Raw genomic sequence first — 14,275 nt, forward strand, 5'->3', positions numbered from 1 at the left:
CTACTGCTCGGCGCGCTCGGCGAGCGTCGCCTGTGCCGCCGCGAGCCGCGCGACCGGCACGCGATAGGGCGAGCAGGACACGTAGTGCAGCCCGACCGTCTCGCAGAACGCGATCGACGCCGGGTCGCCGCCGTGTTCGCCGCAGATGCCGAGCGTGATGTCGGGCCGCGTCTTCTGGCCCCGCTCGGCGGCCATGTGGATGAATTCGCCGACACCGTCGACATCGATGGTGATGAACGGATCGCGGTCGATCACACCCTTGCGCAGATACTCGTTGAGATAGAGCCCGGAATCGTCGCGCGAGATGCCGAATGTCGATTGCGTCAGGTCGTTCGTGCCGAAGGAGAAGAATTCCGAACTTTCAGCGATCTTGTCGGCGCGTATCGCCGCGCGCGGCAATTCGATCATCGTGCCGACGAGATAGTCGAGCTTGGCGCCCCATTCTTCCATGACGGCCACGGCGACGATATCAATGCGATCCTTGATGAATTTCAGCTCACGCTCATAGGCGACCAGCGGGACCATGATTTCCGGCACGACCTTCTCGCCGGTCTTCTCGCCGGCTTCCATCACAGCCTGGAAGATGGCACGCGCCTGCATCTCGATGAATTCGGGATAGCAGATCGCGAGGCGAACGCCGCGATTGCCGAGCATCGGATTGACCTCGTGCAGGTCCTCGGCGCGCTGGCGGATGCGCTCGGGATCGATCCCCAAGGCTTGCGCGGTCTGTTCCGTTTCGCGGCCCGGGCGCGGCAGGAACTCGTGTAGCGGCGGATCGAACAGGCGGATCGTCACCGGCAGGCCGCGCATGATCTCGAAAAGCTCGAGGAAATCCGCCTTCTGCATCGCCTGCATGGCGGTCAGAGCCTCGTCGCGCGCCTGATTGTTGTCGGCGAGGATGAACGAGCGCATCGCGCGGAGGCGCTCCTCGTCGTTGAACATGCGCTCGGTACGGCACAGGCCGATCCCCTCGGCGCCGAAACCGCGCGCCGTCAGCGCGTCCTCGGGCGTCTCGGCGTTGGCGCGCACCTTCATGCGGCGGATGTCGTCGGCCCAGTCCATCAGCGTCGCGAAGTCGCCCGACAGTTCGGGTTGCACCATCGGCAGCGCGCCCAGCAGGACCTCTCCCCTGGTGCCGTCGATGGTGATCACCTCGCCAGCCGTCAGCGTGCGTCCGCCGGTCAGCATGACCCGTTTCTCGGTGTTGATGCGGATCGCGCCCGCACCGGAAATGCATGGCTTGCCCATGCCGCGCGCGACCACCGCCGCATGGCTGGTCGTGCCGCCATGGGTGGTGAGGATGCCTTCGGCGGCATGCATGCCGTGGATGTCCTCGGGGCTCGTTTCCGGCCGTACCAGGATCGATTTTCGGCCCGAGGCGCGCAGTTGCTCGGCTTCCTCGGAGGTGAACACGATTTCGCCGGTGGCCGCGCCCGGCGAGGCCGCAAGGCCGCGGCCGATCACGATACGCTCGACATCCGGGCTGATTGTCGGGTGCAACAGTTGCTCCAGCGACGCGGGATCGATGCGGCGCAGCGCCTCGGCCTTGGAAATCAGGCCTTTTTCGGCCATCGCCACGGCGATCCGGATCGCGGCGCGCGCCGACCGCTTGCCGTCGCGCGTCTGCAAAAGCCAGAGTTTGCCCGCCTGGACGGTGAACTCGATGTCCTGCAATTCGCGGAAATGATTTTCCAGCCGCCTGGCGAATTCCTTCAGTTCCTGGAAGGTCACCGGCATGGCGTCTTCCATCGGCACCAGATCCGAGCCGTGGGCCTGCGGCTTGGTCAGAGGATGCGGCGTGCGAATTCCGGCAACGACGTCCTCGCCCTGCGCATTGGGCAGGAATTCGCCGTAAAGATTGTCCTCACCGGTCGCCGGATCGCGCGTGAAGGCAACACCGGTGGCTGATCCCTCGCCCATATTTCCGAACACCATCGACTGCACGGTGACCGCCGTTCCCCAGCCTTCAGGGATATTGTGCAAGGTGCGGAACGTGACGGCGCGGGGATTCATCCAGCTTTTCAGGACAGCCTGGATCGCGCCCCACAACTGCTCGCCGGGATCCTGCGGAAACTGTTCGTCCAACTCCTCGGCGATCGCGATCTTGTAGCCGTCGATGACGCCGCGCCAGTGGTCGACCTTCAGATCGCCGTCGCGCGTCGCCCCGCTTTCCTCCTTCACGCGATCGATGATCTCCTCGAACAGCGAATGATCGAGGCCCAAGACGACGCTTGCATACATCTGGATGAAGCGACGGTAGCTGTCATAGGCAAAGGCCGGATTGCCGCTTGCCCTGGCGAGCGCCTCGACGGATTTGTCGTTGAGGCCGAGATTGAGCACCGTGTCGAGCATGCCCGGCATGGATTCGCGCGAGCCGGAACGCACGGAGACCAGAAGCGGGTCGTCGCCGTCGCCGAACGTCTTGCCGGTCAGGCGTTCCAGCGCACCGAGCGCTTCCTGGACTTCACGTTGCAGATTGTCTGGCAGGGTGCGGCCATTGGCGTAAAAATGCCGGCAGGCATCCGTTGCGATCGTGAATCCCGGCGGCACCGGCAGGCCAAGCCGCGCCATCTCGGCAAGGTTCGCACCCTTTCCGCCGAGCCTGTCGCGGTCACGCGCCGTCCCGTCCGCCTTTCCTCCCCCGAATGTGTATACCCAGTTCGTCATCCGGCCTCAGCCAATCCTCTCCCCAGCTGTCATTGGCGGTATCCATCCGTCCACGTCAACCGTGACTACTGCATAATGCATTTTGGAGGGAAGGTGCGACTCGTTTTTTGCACTGCAGCAAAATGAAACGCATCCGGCAATTGCAACATGATCGGTGAGCGCCTAGCTCGCCTCGCGCAGTTCCTCGGCCTGTTGAAGGTCGACGGAGACGAGCTGCGAGACCCCCTGCTCGGCCATAGTCACGCCAAACAACCGGTCCATGCGCGCCATGGTGATCGGGTTGTGGGTGATGATGACGAAGCGCGTGTCGGTGTCCTTCGCCATCTGGTCCATCAGGTTGCAGAACCGCTCGACATTGTGGTCGTCGAGCGGTGCGTCGACCTCGTCCAGCACGCAGATCGGCGCCGGGTTGGTCAGGAACACCGCGAAGATCAGCGCCATCGCCGTCAGGGCCTGTTCGCCGCCCGAGAGCAGCGTCATGGTCTGCGGCTTCTTGCCGGGCGGGCGGGCGACGATTTCGAGCCCCGCCTCCAGCGGATCCTCGCTCTCGATCAGTTGCAGGTCGGCGGTGCCGCCGCCAAAGAGATGGGTAAATAGCCGCTTGAAGTGGCCGTTGACGACATCGAAGGCCTCCAGCAGCCGTTCGCGACCCTCGCGGTTCAGGCTGGAAATGGCGGAGCGCAGCTCGCGGATCGCATCGATCACGTCATCGCGTTCCCTGACGAGGTTTTCCAGACGCTCGACCAGTTCGCTCTGTTCCTCCTCGGCGCGCAGGTTCACCGCGCCGAGCCGTTCGCGCTCTATTTTCAGCCGCTCCAGACGGCGCTCGATGGCGTCGACATCCGGCATGGTTGCGTCAGGCGCAAGGCCCGACAGTTTCAGCGCCTCGTGCGGCGCGCAGTTCAGGGCCTCGCGGATGCGGGCTTCGACTTCCTTGCGCCGCTCGGCAGAGGCGGTCAGGCGTTCTTCGGCGCGGGCACGCTCCTCGCGGGCTCCGGACAGCGCCGTGATCGAGTCGGTGGCGGCCTTGTCGGCCTCGCGCGCCGCGGTCTCCGCGAGCGCCAGCCGGTCGCCTGTTTCCTTGCGCGCCTGTTCCGCGGCCTCGATCTCGCGCACCAGTTCGCGGCGGCGCACCGGCATCTCGTCCGGCGCATCCTCCAGCGCGGCCAGTTCCTTCGCCGTCTCCTCGCGACGCGCGGACAGCACGGCGATCTGCTTGTCGGCGTTTTCGCCGCGCGAGATCCAGTTGGCGCGTTCGGAGCGCAGGGATACGAGGCGGCGCTGGCGCGCCTCGCGTTCGCGCGCCAGCGACTGGTGGTTGGCGCGGGCTTCCGTCAGCGCGGCGCGTTCGGTCGTGACGACGGAGGCCTGTTTTTCCACCGCCGCGTCGAGCTCGGAGAGATCCGGTTCGCCGGCAAGCGCCGTCTCGGCCTCGGCGAGAACGCCGGATGCCTCGTCGATATCGGCCCTGGTGTGGACAATGCTTTCGTCGAGCACGGCCTTGCGCTTCGACAATTCGCCGGTTGCGCGTTCGGCAGTGGCAAGCGCCTCGCGGGCATTGCGGGCTTCCGCCTGGGCGGTCTTGACCGCTTCGCGGGCAAGCCGTTCGGTTTCAATGGCGGCCTGCGTCGCCTGCTTCGTCTCGGCAGCGGCTGCCTCCGTGACGCGCAGCGCCCTGGTCGCCTCGACGATCTCCGCGTCGAGTTCGGCGAGACGGTTCTTCTGCGCCAGCCGCTGGGCCGCCGGCGTCGGCGCGTCAGCGCGCGCGGTATAGCCGTCCCAGCGCCACAGCGCGCCGTCCTTCGTCACCAGCCTCTGGCCGGTCTTGAGCTGCGCCTGAAGCGCGGCGCCGGTCTCGACGCTGTCGACGACGCCAATCTGGCGCAGACCGCGCCGCAGCGCGTCGGGCGCCTTGACGAAATCGGCCAGCGCGGTTGCGCCGGCCGGCAACTCCGGATCGTCGGCAAGCGGCGCGACACCCGCCCAATAGGCCGGTGCGTTGGCATCGAGCGGCAGGTCGAGATCGTCGCCGAGCGCCGCGCCCAGCGCCGGTTCGTAACCCTTTTCGACCCGCATCTGCTCGACGACACCGGGGAAAAGATCGCCGGCGCCGGCATTCAGCATCTTCGCCAGCGTCTGCGCCTCGGTTTCGAGCCGATTCAGGAGCGCCTTTGCCTCCTGCAGCGCGGGCTGGCGCGCCGCCTCGGTGTCGCGCGCCGAGGCGAGCGCGTGTTCGGCTTCGCCAGCGGCTTTCTCGGCCGATGCGACCGCGTCCTCGGCGGCTTCGAGCAGAACGCGCTTTTCCGCCGGGTCGGCGAGCGTCTTGATGCGGTTGTCGATCTCGGAAAGATCGGCGAGCAGGCGGTTCAACTGGCCGGCGAGGCGGTCGCTGCGCTCGCGCGTCTCGCGGATGCGGCGTTCGAGCTGGGTGCGCAGAGCGCCAGCCTCGGCGCGTTCGCCGGTCAGGCGCGACAGCTCGGCCTCGCTGCGGGCCAGGGCTTCCTCGGCCTGCTCGAAGAGGCGCTTCAGTTCCGCCTCGCGGTCGCCGGTCGAGGCCTCGTCGGCGGTCAGTTCGGCTTCTTCCTCGTTGAGGCGGGCGATCGCACCTGCGTTTTCCTCCTTCATCGCCTCCTCGCGGGCGATGTCGGCGGAGAGTTGCGTCTGGCGGCCCTGCAATTCGGCGCGACGCGCCTCCTGGCGGCGGACATCCTCGTCAAGCTGGTTCAATGCGATGGTCAACCGCTGCAACGCGGCGGCGGCGGCGGCCTCGTTTTCGCGCAGTTCGGGCAGCTTGTGCTGCGCGATCCCCTGCACCCTGGCGGCTTCCATCTGCAATTGCGCGCGCTCGCCGACGACCGAGGTCGCATGTGCCAACGTCGACTGCGCTTCCGCTTCCTGCGCCTTGGCGAGCGTCCATTTGAGATGAAGCAGCGTCGCCTCGGCTTCGCGGATGTCGCGCGACAGCGCCTTGAAGCGGTTGGCCTGGCGGGCCTGGCGCTTCAGGCTCTCGATCTGGCTTTCCAGTTCGCCGACCACGTCTTCCAGGCGCTCGAGATTGGTCTCGGCGCCACGCAGCCGCAGTTCGGCGTCATGGCGGCGCGAATGCAGGCCGGAAATGCCGGCCGCCTCCTCGAGCAGCGCCCGGCGCGCCTGCGGCTTTGCCTGGATCAGTTCGCCGATGCGGCCCTGCCCGACCATTGAGGGCGAGCGGGCGCCTGTCGACTGGTCGGCGAAAAGAAGCTGCACGTCCTTGGCGCGGGCATCCTTGCCGTTGATCTTGTAGGCGGAACCGGCCTCGCGTTCGATACGGCGAGTAACCTGCAGCGTGTCGTCCTGGTTGAAGGCGGCGGGCGCCGTGCGGTCACCATTGTCTAGGAACAGCGAGACTTCCGCGGTGTTGCGCGAGGGGCGCGTACCGGAACCGGAAAAAATGACGTCGTCCATGCCGCTTGCGCGCATGTTCTTATAGGATGATTCACCCATCACCCAGCGCAGCGCCTCGACGAGGTTCGACTTGCCGCAGCCATTCGGCCCGACCACGCCGGTCAGGCCGCGTTCGATGATGAATTCGGTCGGTTCGACGAAGGACTTGAAGCCCAGAAGGCGGAGTTTCTCAAAGCGCATAAGCGCCTCCGCCCGTCATGCCGGAAACAAAAACGCGCGCCTTGCGGAAAGCGCGCGCGCATTTTCCGTCAGAGCAATGCGTCGAAAATGGCCGACATCTGTTCAACAGTCAGGGCTCCGGAATATTTCTTTCCGTTGATGAAGAACGTCGGGGTGGCGTTGACGCCGAAATCCGCCGATGCGCGCTCCCGTACCGCATTGATGTCATCCAGAAGCTTCTGGTTGGTCAAGCAGGCCTCGAAGCTCTCCTGTGTAAAACCGGCCAGTTTGGCGATGTTTTCGAGTGGCGCGCGGGCATTCTGCACATGGGCCCAGGCCGCCTGCTGCTTGAACAGCACGTCGACCATCGCGAAATACTTGTCGCCGGGGGCGCAACGCGCCAGCATGAAGGCCGCCGCGGCGCGCGGATCGAACGGGAATTCCCGGAAGATGAAACGGACCTTGCCGGTCTTGATGTATTTCTCGGTGATCGCCGGAAGCGTCGTCTCGTGGAAATGCGCGCAATGCGGGCAGGTCATCGAGGCATATTCAACGACCGTGATGGGGGCATCCGCGGAGCCTTCCACCTCGTCCTTGAGCGTACCCGGCTGCAGCAGCTTTTCCATATCGACTTCGCCGTCCGATTTGGGCGCTGCCTGCGCCAGCGCAAGGTTTGGCCCGATGGCGACCGCAAGCGTTGCTGCTGCGGCCATCAGGGCGGAACGACGTGTCATCAGAATGCTAGCCATCAGGATCTTTCCCCAGATTCGGTTGGTTCGCCGCCGATATACGTCAGCGAAGTTGTCAGGACCATGGCGCGTTTTAGCTGAACGGCGCATGAATTACACATTTCGTTGAACACAGCGTCGCCGTCTGGCTCAAGCGCCCAGATGCAGCACCACCTGGCGCCGGTGCGGGCGGTCGCGATGCTCGAAGAGATAGACGCCTTGCCAAGTGCCGAGCACCGCGCGGCCACCCGTCACCGGAATGCCGAGCGAGACCTGCGTCAGCGCCGCCTTGATATGGGCCGGCATGTCGTCCGGGCCCTCTGCGGTGTGGACGATCCAGCACATGGACGGATCGTCCGACGGCGGCACAAGCCGGCGGAAGAATTCGGTCAGGTCGCGCTGGACGTCCGGATCGGCGTTTTCCTGGATCAGCAGCGAGCAGGAGGTATGGCGCACAAAGACGGTCAGCAGCCCCTCGCCCGCGTCCGCCTCGCGCAGAAAAGCGTTTACATCCCCGGTGAACTCGTAGAGCCCCTGGCCACGTGTCTCGATGGTGAGGACCGTCTGCGCCATGCCTAGCGCGCGGTCAGCGCCAGTTTCGCGCCCAGCGCGACGAAGGCGGCGGCGAAGCTGCGCCGCATCCAGGCCATGATGCGCGCGCTTCCCAAGACGCGGGCACGCACGGCCGAGGCGGCGAAACCGTAGCCGGCGAAAACGACGAAGGTCATGGCCATGAACACGGCGGAAAGCGTCACCATTTCGGCGAGCGGATGCGCCGCCGCCGGATCGATGAATTGCGGCAGGAAGGCGAGGAAGAAGATCGACAGTTTCGGGTTGAGGATATTGAGCAGCGTCCCGGTGACGGCGATGCGCGGCAGGCTTCCCGCCTCGTCGCCCGCTTCGACCCTGAGCGCGCCTCGGTCGCGGATCGTCTGCCAGGCAAGCCACAGCAGATAAGCAACGCCGGCGAATTTCACCGTCTGGAACGCAATCGCGCTTGCATGCAGGATCGCGGCGACGCCGAGGATCGCCGCCGTCATGTGCGGCACGATGCCGAGCGTGCAGCCGAAGGCCGCCGCGACGCTGGCAAGGCGTCCGCGCGCCAGCGCGACGGCAAGCGTGTAGATGACGCCGGTGCCGGGCGCGATGACGACGATCAGGGCGGTCAGAAGGAATTCGGGGGACATCGGCTCTCCTCGCATTTCGGTCGCGAAACGCTAGCCGCCGCAGACGACGTGTCAATGGTCTCTTCCCGGACCTCTCCCGGTCAGGCCTTTTTCACCGGCTGGCGCAGTACCGTCTTCAATTTTTCCGGCGCGACCTTGCGCGGATCGCCCAGATAGATCTCGTGGTGATGGCCGTTCGGCACCAATCCGTTCTCCGGCATAAAATCGTTGTGCATCCGGGCGATTGTCGGCGCCTCTGCGCTGTAGGGGCCGATATGCATGGTCTGCACCGACAGACCCTCGTCGTAATCCTCGAGGCGCAGGGTTGACGGCGGATCGCCGAGCTTGCCGCGCGCCTTTTCGATGCCGGCATCGATCATCTCCTGCGTGATCCAGTCAGGCTGCATGATCATCATGGTCCAGAGCCACTCGGCCCGGTCGCCGCTCGCGAACGCCGTCATGTCCTCGGCCCACCACAGGCCCTCCAGCGGTGCGACGGTGTAATCCTTGCCGAGGTCTTTCTTCGAGGCGAACTTGACGGGATAGCTGACCGAATAAAGCCATTCGACCGCGCGGGCATAGTCCGGCGCGGTGTTGGGATCGCCCTTGCCGTCGATCTTCAGGAACCGCATGCGCGGCACCTCGACAAGGGTGAATTTGCCCGCCGGCGGCTGCCACAGCGCCTTCATCGTCTTCTTGAAATCGATCTTTTCCATGCCGGCATCTCCCCTTCGAGACCGAGCGATCGTCGGCCATTCCATGCGCCTTCGCGTTGACGCCGATCAACGACAAATAGCCGTCATGCGTCGAGGTTATAATTGGCTGTAAAGCGGAAGGAAAAAGCCCATGCCCGACTTCAGGCGCATCGATGTCACAGAACAGCCCTATGTCTATGTCGAACGCACATGCGCAATGGAGCCCGCAACGATCAGTGAGGAAATGGGCAAGGCCTACGGCGACGCCATGGCGTTCATCCAGGCAAACGGACTGACGCTGACCGGTCCGGCGCTTTCTGTATATTACACCTACGATCCGCAAACAGTGACATTTCGCGCCGGTTTCTTCGTTTCGACAGAGGATGCGAAAAAAGCGTCCGGCGACGTGAAGGCGGACACGACGCCGGCCGGACGCGTCGTGAACTTCGTCCATACCGGTCCCTATTCGAAGCTCTCCGAGAGTTATCAGGAATTGATGGCGTGGTTGGAGAAGGAAGGGCTGACGCTTGGTGCGCCGACCTGGGAGGTCTATGTCAACGACCCCGACTCGACGCCGGAAGAAGAACTGCGCACCGAGATCTACGTCTCGCTCGCCTGATCTTTCCAGAAGGACATTTCCCATGCCGAAATTCCTCGTCGTCTATTACAGCCGTACCGGCCACACCGAGCAGGTCGCGAAGGCGCTTGCCGAAAAGCTCGGCGCGGATCTCGAGCCGATCCGGGAGAAACGCAGCCGGCTCGGTTTCCTGGAATACTGGCGCTCGGGGCGGGAATCCTTTCTCGGCATCCTGCCGACAATCGAACCCTCGCAACACGATCCGGCCGGTTACGATCTCGTCATCCTCGGCTCGCCGGTCTGGGCGTCGCAGCCGTCGACACCGATGCGGGCGTATCTTGCGGCCCACAATAACAAACTGAATTCCATCGCCTGTTTCGTGACGCTGGGCGGTTCCGGCGCGCAAAAAACGCTCGCCCGGATGGCGGATGCCGCCGGCAAGCCGGCAATCGCCACCTTCTCGGCGACGGAGCGCGAGCTGAAGACGGGCGCGTGGATGGAAGGCCTGGAGCAATTCGTCGGCGCGATCACGGGCAAGGGGTAAGATCCGGGTCGTCCCACCTCTCGACTGTACCGCCGGTACAGTAAACCGGTCCGCCGCCGACGCCCGGAAGTTCCCCTTCTCGGCAAGGCGCTGAATTTTCTTCAGGAATTCGTCACAAACGTACTTGATCACGCGCCTTCTGGCGCCCGGCCGGGAGGATGGCGCATATTTGCCTCACGGCAGAACCGGCGCGGCCGGATCACGGCACCCGATGCCAGGACGAGGTACGACATGACCAAACAATCCCACGCACACATCCGCGCGGCGACGCCGCGCGATGCCGGAATGCTCGCCAAGCTGATCGACATTGCCGGCGAAGGCATTCCCAACTGGATGTGGACGCGGATGGCCGCGGACCGCCAGACGCCGCTCGATGTCGGCGAGGAACGCGCCCGGCGCGAAACCGGCGGATTCTCCTGGCGCAATGCGCTGGTCGCCGACCGTGGCGGAGAAGTCGCGGCGATGATGCTCGGCTACCCGCTTGGCGAACCGTCGGCAGCCGACCGTGCAGAGGTCGCCGGACTGCCGGAACCGGTCCGGCCCTTCGTCGAACTCGAGCATCTTTCCGCCGGCACGTTTTACGTCAATGCGCTGGCCGCGCTGCCCGGACGGCGCGGCTTGGGTCTCGGCACGGCGCTAATGCGGGCGGCAGAGGACAAGGCGGCCGCAACGGGTATCGACCGGATGAGCATCCAGGTCTTCGAGCAGAACACGCATGCCGTGAAACTCTACGACCGGCTCGGCTACCGGGTCGTCGAGACCCGGCCGGTGCTCTCGCATCCCTGCCAGCCCTATTATGACGGGCGCATCCTGCTAATGCTGAAGGACATCTGACGCGGCTGCGGAAAACCCTGCGATCTGGACGGGTTAGGCGCATCGGATGGCAATCCGATTCAGGTGTCCTTGGCCGCTACAACGCATCGTGATAGCCATTCGTGCAATCGCTTGCGGAGAACCGGTATGAGCCTCGACACGCTTCTCGTCTTCATCCCGGCCTGTTTCGCGCTCAACATGACGTTCGGGCCGAGCAACCTTCTGGCGCTGACCAATGGCGTGCGCGAGGGCGTTGCCATCGCCGCCACGGCGGCGCTCGGGCGCATCGTCGCCTATGCGATCCTGATCGCGATTACCGGCATCGGGCTCGGCGCGCTTCTCGCCGCCTCGGCGATGGCCTTTTCGGTGGTGAAATGGGCGGGCGCGGCCTATCTCGTCTGGCTCGGCATCAAGCTGGTGCGCTCGCATGCGCAGCTTTCGGATGCCAACGAGGGCGCGATGCCGCACCGGCCGCTGGCCAGCCTCGCGCGGCAGGAATTCCTGGTCGGTATCGGCAATCCGAAGGCGATCGTGATCTTCACCGCGTTCTTCCCGCAATTCGTGGCGCCGGACCGGTATCTGGAGAGCTTCGCCATTCTCGGCGCGCTGTTCCTGACCTTCGAGATGTGCGCGGTGGCGGCCTATGCGTTTGCCGGCAAACATCTCGGCGCCTATGCGCAGCACCCGAAGGCGGCGCGCTGGCTCAACCGGACCAGCGGCTCGATGATGATCGGCTTCGGGCTGCTCTTGGCGTTTGCGCGCCGGCCGGCGGCTTGAGGGCAGACGACGAACCTACTCCCCCGCCGCGAGACCGGCTCCGAATTCCGCCATGGCGGCGATGACGGGTTCGATGCGGCGGCCGGCATCGGTCAATTCATATTCGGTCTTCGGCGGTACGGTCGGATAGATGGTCTTGGCGATCAGGCCGGCCTGCTCCAGCATGGAAAGCCGCGCCGCCAGCATGCGCGGGCTGATCCCGGCCAGCGAGCGCTGCAACTCGCTGTAGCGCTTCTTGCCTGACAGGAGATCGCGCACGATCAGCGTCGTCCACTTGCCGGACAGCACCCCGGACGCCCTGGCAACGGGGCAATCGTCATCGCATAAATCATTGATATCCATGCGCTTCTCCGGAAAATTTAAGCTATACTTTTTGTAACTACTTCCTTTTTTATAGTGCGGTGCCTAGCCTTTTGCAATCATCGGCAAAAGGAGACCTCACGATGACCCGACTGAAAATCCTGCTCTGGATCGTTGCCTTGTCGCAACTCGTCCTCGGCGCGCTGACCCTGATCGCGCCGGGTGCGTTCTTCGCCTGGATGGGGCTGACCGTCCCGCCGGTCGACAACCAGTACATGCTCGGCATGCTGGCGGCCCGGTTCATCGCCTACGGCATCGGCATGGCGGTCCTCGCCCGCGCCGAGCGGCCCGACCCGTTCTGGGTCCGCAACATGGTGCTGGTGCAGGCGATCGATTTCACCGTCGGCCTTTATTTTGCCGCGACCGGCGTCATCGGCATCGAGACCGCCGCCTTCCCGATGGTGAACGCGGCGATCTTCGGCGTGCTGCTGTGGCTGTGGACGCCCAGGCAGCCAGCAAACCCGTCCGCGAAAACCGCCTGAGCGCTGCGGCCCGGCCGGCTGCAGCGCCGGCCGGGCTCACCCGCAGATCACGGGCTGCATCCCGCTCGATCAGTTCGACCGCGTCCAGGTTTCGGAATCGCACATGGCTTGGCCGATCGCGCAGCCCTTGATCTTGAACGAGTTGCCGGAAACAGAAACCGTGCCGTTGAATTTCATGAAGCCCGGCATCGAAGGATGCTTCATCTTCTTGCCCGACCACGAATTGCCAGAGCCGTCCATGCCGTGGCACATCTCGAAGCCGGGCTTGGAACCGGTAGTGATCGTGCAGTACAGCTTGCCGCCCTTGATCGACACCTGAACGGTGTCGCCGTTCTTGCGTTTCCACAGACCCTCCGGTCCGGCGGCATGAGCGGCCGCGACCGAGAGAGCGAGGCCGGCGAGCCCCGCGCAGATTACTTTCGCGTATTTCATTCTCTCCTCCCGATTCCGGAGGGGCCTTGTGCCCTCCCCGAGTTGGGCAGGTTAGGCTTTCATATTCCGATATCGGAATGTGGCGATGCGTCACGGCGGAAATCCGCCCGGGACGCCGTGCCGCCCGACAAAGAAAAACCCGGCGCAAACGCCGGGTTAGACCGTTTCATTGGTACTATGATTCAGCCTATTTTGCCGGGACCAGCATCATCGCCAGCTTCAGGGCCGCGAGGATGAAGGGCGTGGCGTGGAGGAGAAAATCGAAGATGTCGAGCGGGCGTACCAGCGTGCCGGCCGCGAGCATCTTCAGCTTTTCCCAGATATGCGGCTCGGGGACGAAGGGCGCGAGGCCGAGCGTCAGGCAGGCGATGATGAGCAGGCTCCAGGGGATCTGGTCGAGAAGCTGTGACAGCTGTTCCATAGGGGCGCGGATCTCCAAATGAAATGGCCGCCGGTACAGCCGGCGGCGTTCAGGCGCATATCGTCCGCGGGTTTTTGAATTTCCACCGCCAAACATGGCGTTGGGCGCATATGTCGCGGCGGTATCCGCCGGCCGCCACTCACGAATCCGGAAAACCGCGTCGCTTCCATTCGCCGCGCGGCACAGGCGCGCCGACATCGAAGGCGAAGGACACAACCCGCATGGCATCCGCATCGATTTCGCAACGAAGCCGAAGATCGTACCATTGCCCGCCGGCCCGGAAGGCGCCGCGGCGCACCTCCATCACCGTGCCCTTGTCCAGCCGGTAGGCCGGGAGCAGGTCCGGCCAAAAGGGCTGTGCGGCATGGCGCAACTGCTCGCGCAACTCGCTGGCGCACAACTCGCCCGCCCGCTCGCCGCGCGACAGGCCGGCCATTGCCGTCGTCGCGACGATATCGCCGGTCGCGCCTTGCGAATAGAGCCTCTTCGCCTCGGTCAGCTTGACCGGCGGCTCCGGCGCCGCGACCGCCGCCACTGCGGGGTCCGGCCGGTCGGGCTGCGGCGCCGGCTTGTCGGGCGGCGTCTCCGGCGCGGTCGATGCATTGCCGTCATCGGCTTGCCGCGGCCCCGCGTCCTTCTCGCCGAACTCGACCACCGGACGCAGCACCGGCACGGGCGGCGCATTGGCTTGCTTTGCCGCTGTAGCGGCGTCGGCCTTGGGCGGCGCCTGTTCCGCCGGCTTTTCTTCCGGCTTGTCCGGCTTCTTTTCCGCAGGCGGCGGCACCAGTTCGACGTTGACGGCCTGGTCTTTCGGGGGCGCGGGGTTCGGCAGCGGAAAACCGAAGACCAGCAAGGTCACGAAAAGCGCGTGGGCGCCGACCGAGGCAAGAAAGCCCCAATCGAATTCCCCCGTCAGCCTCTCGGATATCTGCCGCATCGCGATATCACTACACCGGCGTTCGAGCGGACAAAATCATATTGCCGGTAGAACGTAAAAATCCGGCGGTGTT

At 64.8% G+C, this 14,275-nt stretch carries 15 protein-coding genes; 5 read left to right on the forward strand and 10 right to left on the reverse strand.

The genetic code is table 11. From position 1 onward, the window contains the following. The 6 genes from ppdK to IG169_RS09965 all read right to left on the reverse strand — a co-directional run bounded on the left by ppdK (position 1) and on the right by IG169_RS09965 (position 8,880). A complete protein-coding gene (gene ppdK / locus IG169_RS09940; protein ID WP_193176036.1) occupies positions 1–2,667 on the reverse strand; it encodes a pyruvate, phosphate dikinase in 2,667 nt (888 codons plus the stop codon). A 162-nt stretch (positions 2,668–2,829) separates the two neighbouring features. Beyond that, complete coding sequence (smc, locus tag IG169_RS09945; protein WP_193176037.1) at positions 2,830–6,291, reverse strand: chromosome segregation protein SMC; 3,462 nt, start codon at positions 6,289–6,291, stop codon at positions 2,830–2,832. 68 nt (positions 6,292–6,359) lie between these two features. After that, positions 6,360–7,019: a DsbA family protein gene (locus IG169_RS09950; protein ID WP_193176038.1), complete on the reverse strand. Its 660-nt coding sequence runs from the start codon at positions 7,017–7,019 to the stop codon at positions 6,360–6,362. A 129-nt stretch (positions 7,020–7,148) separates the two neighbouring features. Continuing rightward, positions 7,149–7,571, reverse strand: a complete 423-nt coding sequence (locus tag IG169_RS09955) for a secondary thiamine-phosphate synthase enzyme YjbQ (protein ID WP_193176039.1) — start codon at positions 7,569–7,571, stop codon at positions 7,149–7,151. 2 nt (positions 7,572–7,573) lie between these two features. Further along, entirely contained in the window at positions 7,574–8,185 is a 612-nt protein-coding gene (locus IG169_RS09960; protein ID WP_193176040.1) for a LysE family translocator, read from the reverse strand. An 80-nt stretch (positions 8,186–8,265) separates the two neighbouring features. Further along, the gene (locus tag IG169_RS09965; protein WP_193176041.1) at positions 8,266–8,880 is read right to left on the reverse strand and encodes a GyrI-like domain-containing protein; all 615 of its coding nucleotides are present in this window, start codon (positions 8,878–8,880) and stop codon (positions 8,266–8,268) included. A 130-nt stretch (positions 8,881–9,010) separates the two neighbouring features. On the opposite strand from IG169_RS09965, the gene IG169_RS09970 reads away from it, so the two are divergent. From IG169_RS09970 to IG169_RS09985, 4 genes are all read left to right on the forward strand, one after another. Then, positions 9,011–9,478 carry a GyrI-like domain-containing protein gene (locus IG169_RS09970; protein ID WP_193176042.1) on the forward strand — a complete coding sequence of 156 codons (468 nt, stop codon included), beginning with the start codon at positions 9,011–9,013 and terminating at the stop codon, positions 9,476–9,478. 22 nt (positions 9,479–9,500) lie between these two features. After that, positions 9,501–9,980: a flavodoxin family protein gene (locus IG169_RS09975; RefSeq protein ID WP_193176043.1), complete on the forward strand. Its 480-nt coding sequence runs from the start codon at positions 9,501–9,503 to the stop codon at positions 9,978–9,980. Positions 9,981–10,211: 231 nt separating this feature from the next. Further along, positions 10,212–10,814: a GNAT family N-acetyltransferase gene (locus tag IG169_RS09980; protein WP_193176044.1), complete on the forward strand. Its 603-nt coding sequence runs from the start codon at positions 10,212–10,214 to the stop codon at positions 10,812–10,814. 126 nt (positions 10,815–10,940) lie between these two features. Beyond that, the gene (locus tag IG169_RS09985; RefSeq protein ID WP_193176045.1) at positions 10,941–11,570 is read left to right on the forward strand and encodes a LysE family translocator; all 630 of its coding nucleotides are present in this window, start codon (positions 10,941–10,943) and stop codon (positions 11,568–11,570) included. A 15-nt stretch (positions 11,571–11,585) separates the two neighbouring features. Here the strand turns inward: IG169_RS09985 and IG169_RS09990 are convergent, their stop codons facing one another. After that, positions 11,586–11,912, reverse strand: a complete 327-nt coding sequence (locus IG169_RS09990; RefSeq protein WP_193176046.1) for a winged helix-turn-helix transcriptional regulator — start codon at positions 11,910–11,912, stop codon at positions 11,586–11,588. 101 nt (positions 11,913–12,013) lie between these two features. Here IG169_RS09990 and IG169_RS09995 point away from each other — a divergent pair, with 101 nt between their 5' ends. Then, the gene (locus IG169_RS09995) at positions 12,014–12,412 is read left to right on the forward strand and encodes a hypothetical protein (RefSeq protein WP_193176047.1); all 399 of its coding nucleotides are present in this window, start codon (positions 12,014–12,016) and stop codon (positions 12,410–12,412) included. A 69-nt stretch (positions 12,413–12,481) separates the two neighbouring features. Here the strand turns inward: IG169_RS09995 and IG169_RS10000 are convergent, their stop codons facing one another. The 3 genes from IG169_RS10000 to IG169_RS10010 all read right to left on the reverse strand — a co-directional run bounded on the left by IG169_RS10000 (position 12,482) and on the right by IG169_RS10010 (position 14,202). Beyond that, positions 12,482–12,844: a DUF2147 domain-containing protein gene (locus tag IG169_RS10000; RefSeq protein ID WP_193176048.1), complete on the reverse strand. Its 363-nt coding sequence runs from the start codon at positions 12,842–12,844 to the stop codon at positions 12,482–12,484. 187 nt (positions 12,845–13,031) lie between these two features. After that, positions 13,032–13,265, reverse strand: coding sequence for an RND transporter (locus IG169_RS10005; protein WP_193176049.1), 234 nt, complete (start codon positions 13,263–13,265; stop codon positions 13,032–13,034). A gap of 139 nt (positions 13,266–13,404) precedes the next feature. Then, a complete protein-coding gene (locus IG169_RS10010) occupies positions 13,405–14,202 on the reverse strand; it encodes a DUF930 domain-containing protein (protein ID WP_193176050.1) in 798 nt (265 codons plus the stop codon). Positions 14,203–14,275 lie beyond the last annotated feature (73 nt).

Origin of the sequence: Oricola nitratireducens (assembly GCF_014904745.1) — a bacterium.
Taxonomy (GTDB): Bacteria; Pseudomonadota; Alphaproteobacteria; order Rhizobiales; family Rhizobiaceae; genus Oricola; species Oricola nitratireducens.

Coding starts and splice junctions, on each gene's coding strand:
- ppdK (WP_193176036.1), bottom strand. CDS start 2,667: ATGACGAACTGGGTATACACATTCGGGGGAGGAAAGGCGGACGGGACG.
- smc (WP_193176037.1), bottom strand. CDS start 6,291: ATGCGCTTTGAGAAACTCCGCCTTCTGGGCTTCAAGTCCTTCGTCGAA.
- IG169_RS09950 (WP_193176038.1), bottom strand. CDS start 7,019: ATGGCTAGCATTCTGATGACACGTCGTTCCGCCCTGATGGCCGCAGCA.
- IG169_RS09955 (WP_193176039.1), bottom strand. CDS start 7,571: ATGGCGCAGACGGTCCTCACCATCGAGACACGTGGCCAGGGGCTCTAC.
- IG169_RS09960 (WP_193176040.1), bottom strand. CDS start 8,185: ATGTCCCCCGAATTCCTTCTGACCGCCCTGATCGTCGTCATCGCGCCC.
- IG169_RS09965 (WP_193176041.1), bottom strand. CDS start 8,880: ATGGAAAAGATCGATTTCAAGAAGACGATGAAGGCGCTGTGGCAGCCG.
- IG169_RS09970 (WP_193176042.1), top strand. CDS start 9,011: ATGCCCGACTTCAGGCGCATCGATGTCACAGAACAGCCCTATGTCTAT.
- IG169_RS09975 (WP_193176043.1), top strand. CDS start 9,501: ATGCCGAAATTCCTCGTCGTCTATTACAGCCGTACCGGCCACACCGAG.
- IG169_RS09980 (WP_193176044.1), top strand. CDS start 10,212: ATGACCAAACAATCCCACGCACACATCCGCGCGGCGACGCCGCGCGAT.
- IG169_RS09985 (WP_193176045.1), top strand. CDS start 10,941: ATGAGCCTCGACACGCTTCTCGTCTTCATCCCGGCCTGTTTCGCGCTC.
- IG169_RS09990 (WP_193176046.1), bottom strand. CDS start 11,912: ATGGATATCAATGATTTATGCGATGACGATTGCCCCGTTGCCAGGGCG.
- IG169_RS09995 (WP_193176047.1), top strand. CDS start 12,014: ATGACCCGACTGAAAATCCTGCTCTGGATCGTTGCCTTGTCGCAACTC.
- IG169_RS10000 (WP_193176048.1), bottom strand. CDS start 12,844: ATGAAATACGCGAAAGTAATCTGCGCGGGGCTCGCCGGCCTCGCTCTC.
- IG169_RS10005 (WP_193176049.1), bottom strand. CDS start 13,265: ATGGAACAGCTGTCACAGCTTCTCGACCAGATCCCCTGGAGCCTGCTC.
- IG169_RS10010 (WP_193176050.1), bottom strand. CDS start 14,202: ATGCGGCAGATATCCGAGAGGCTGACGGGGGAATTCGATTGGGGCTTT.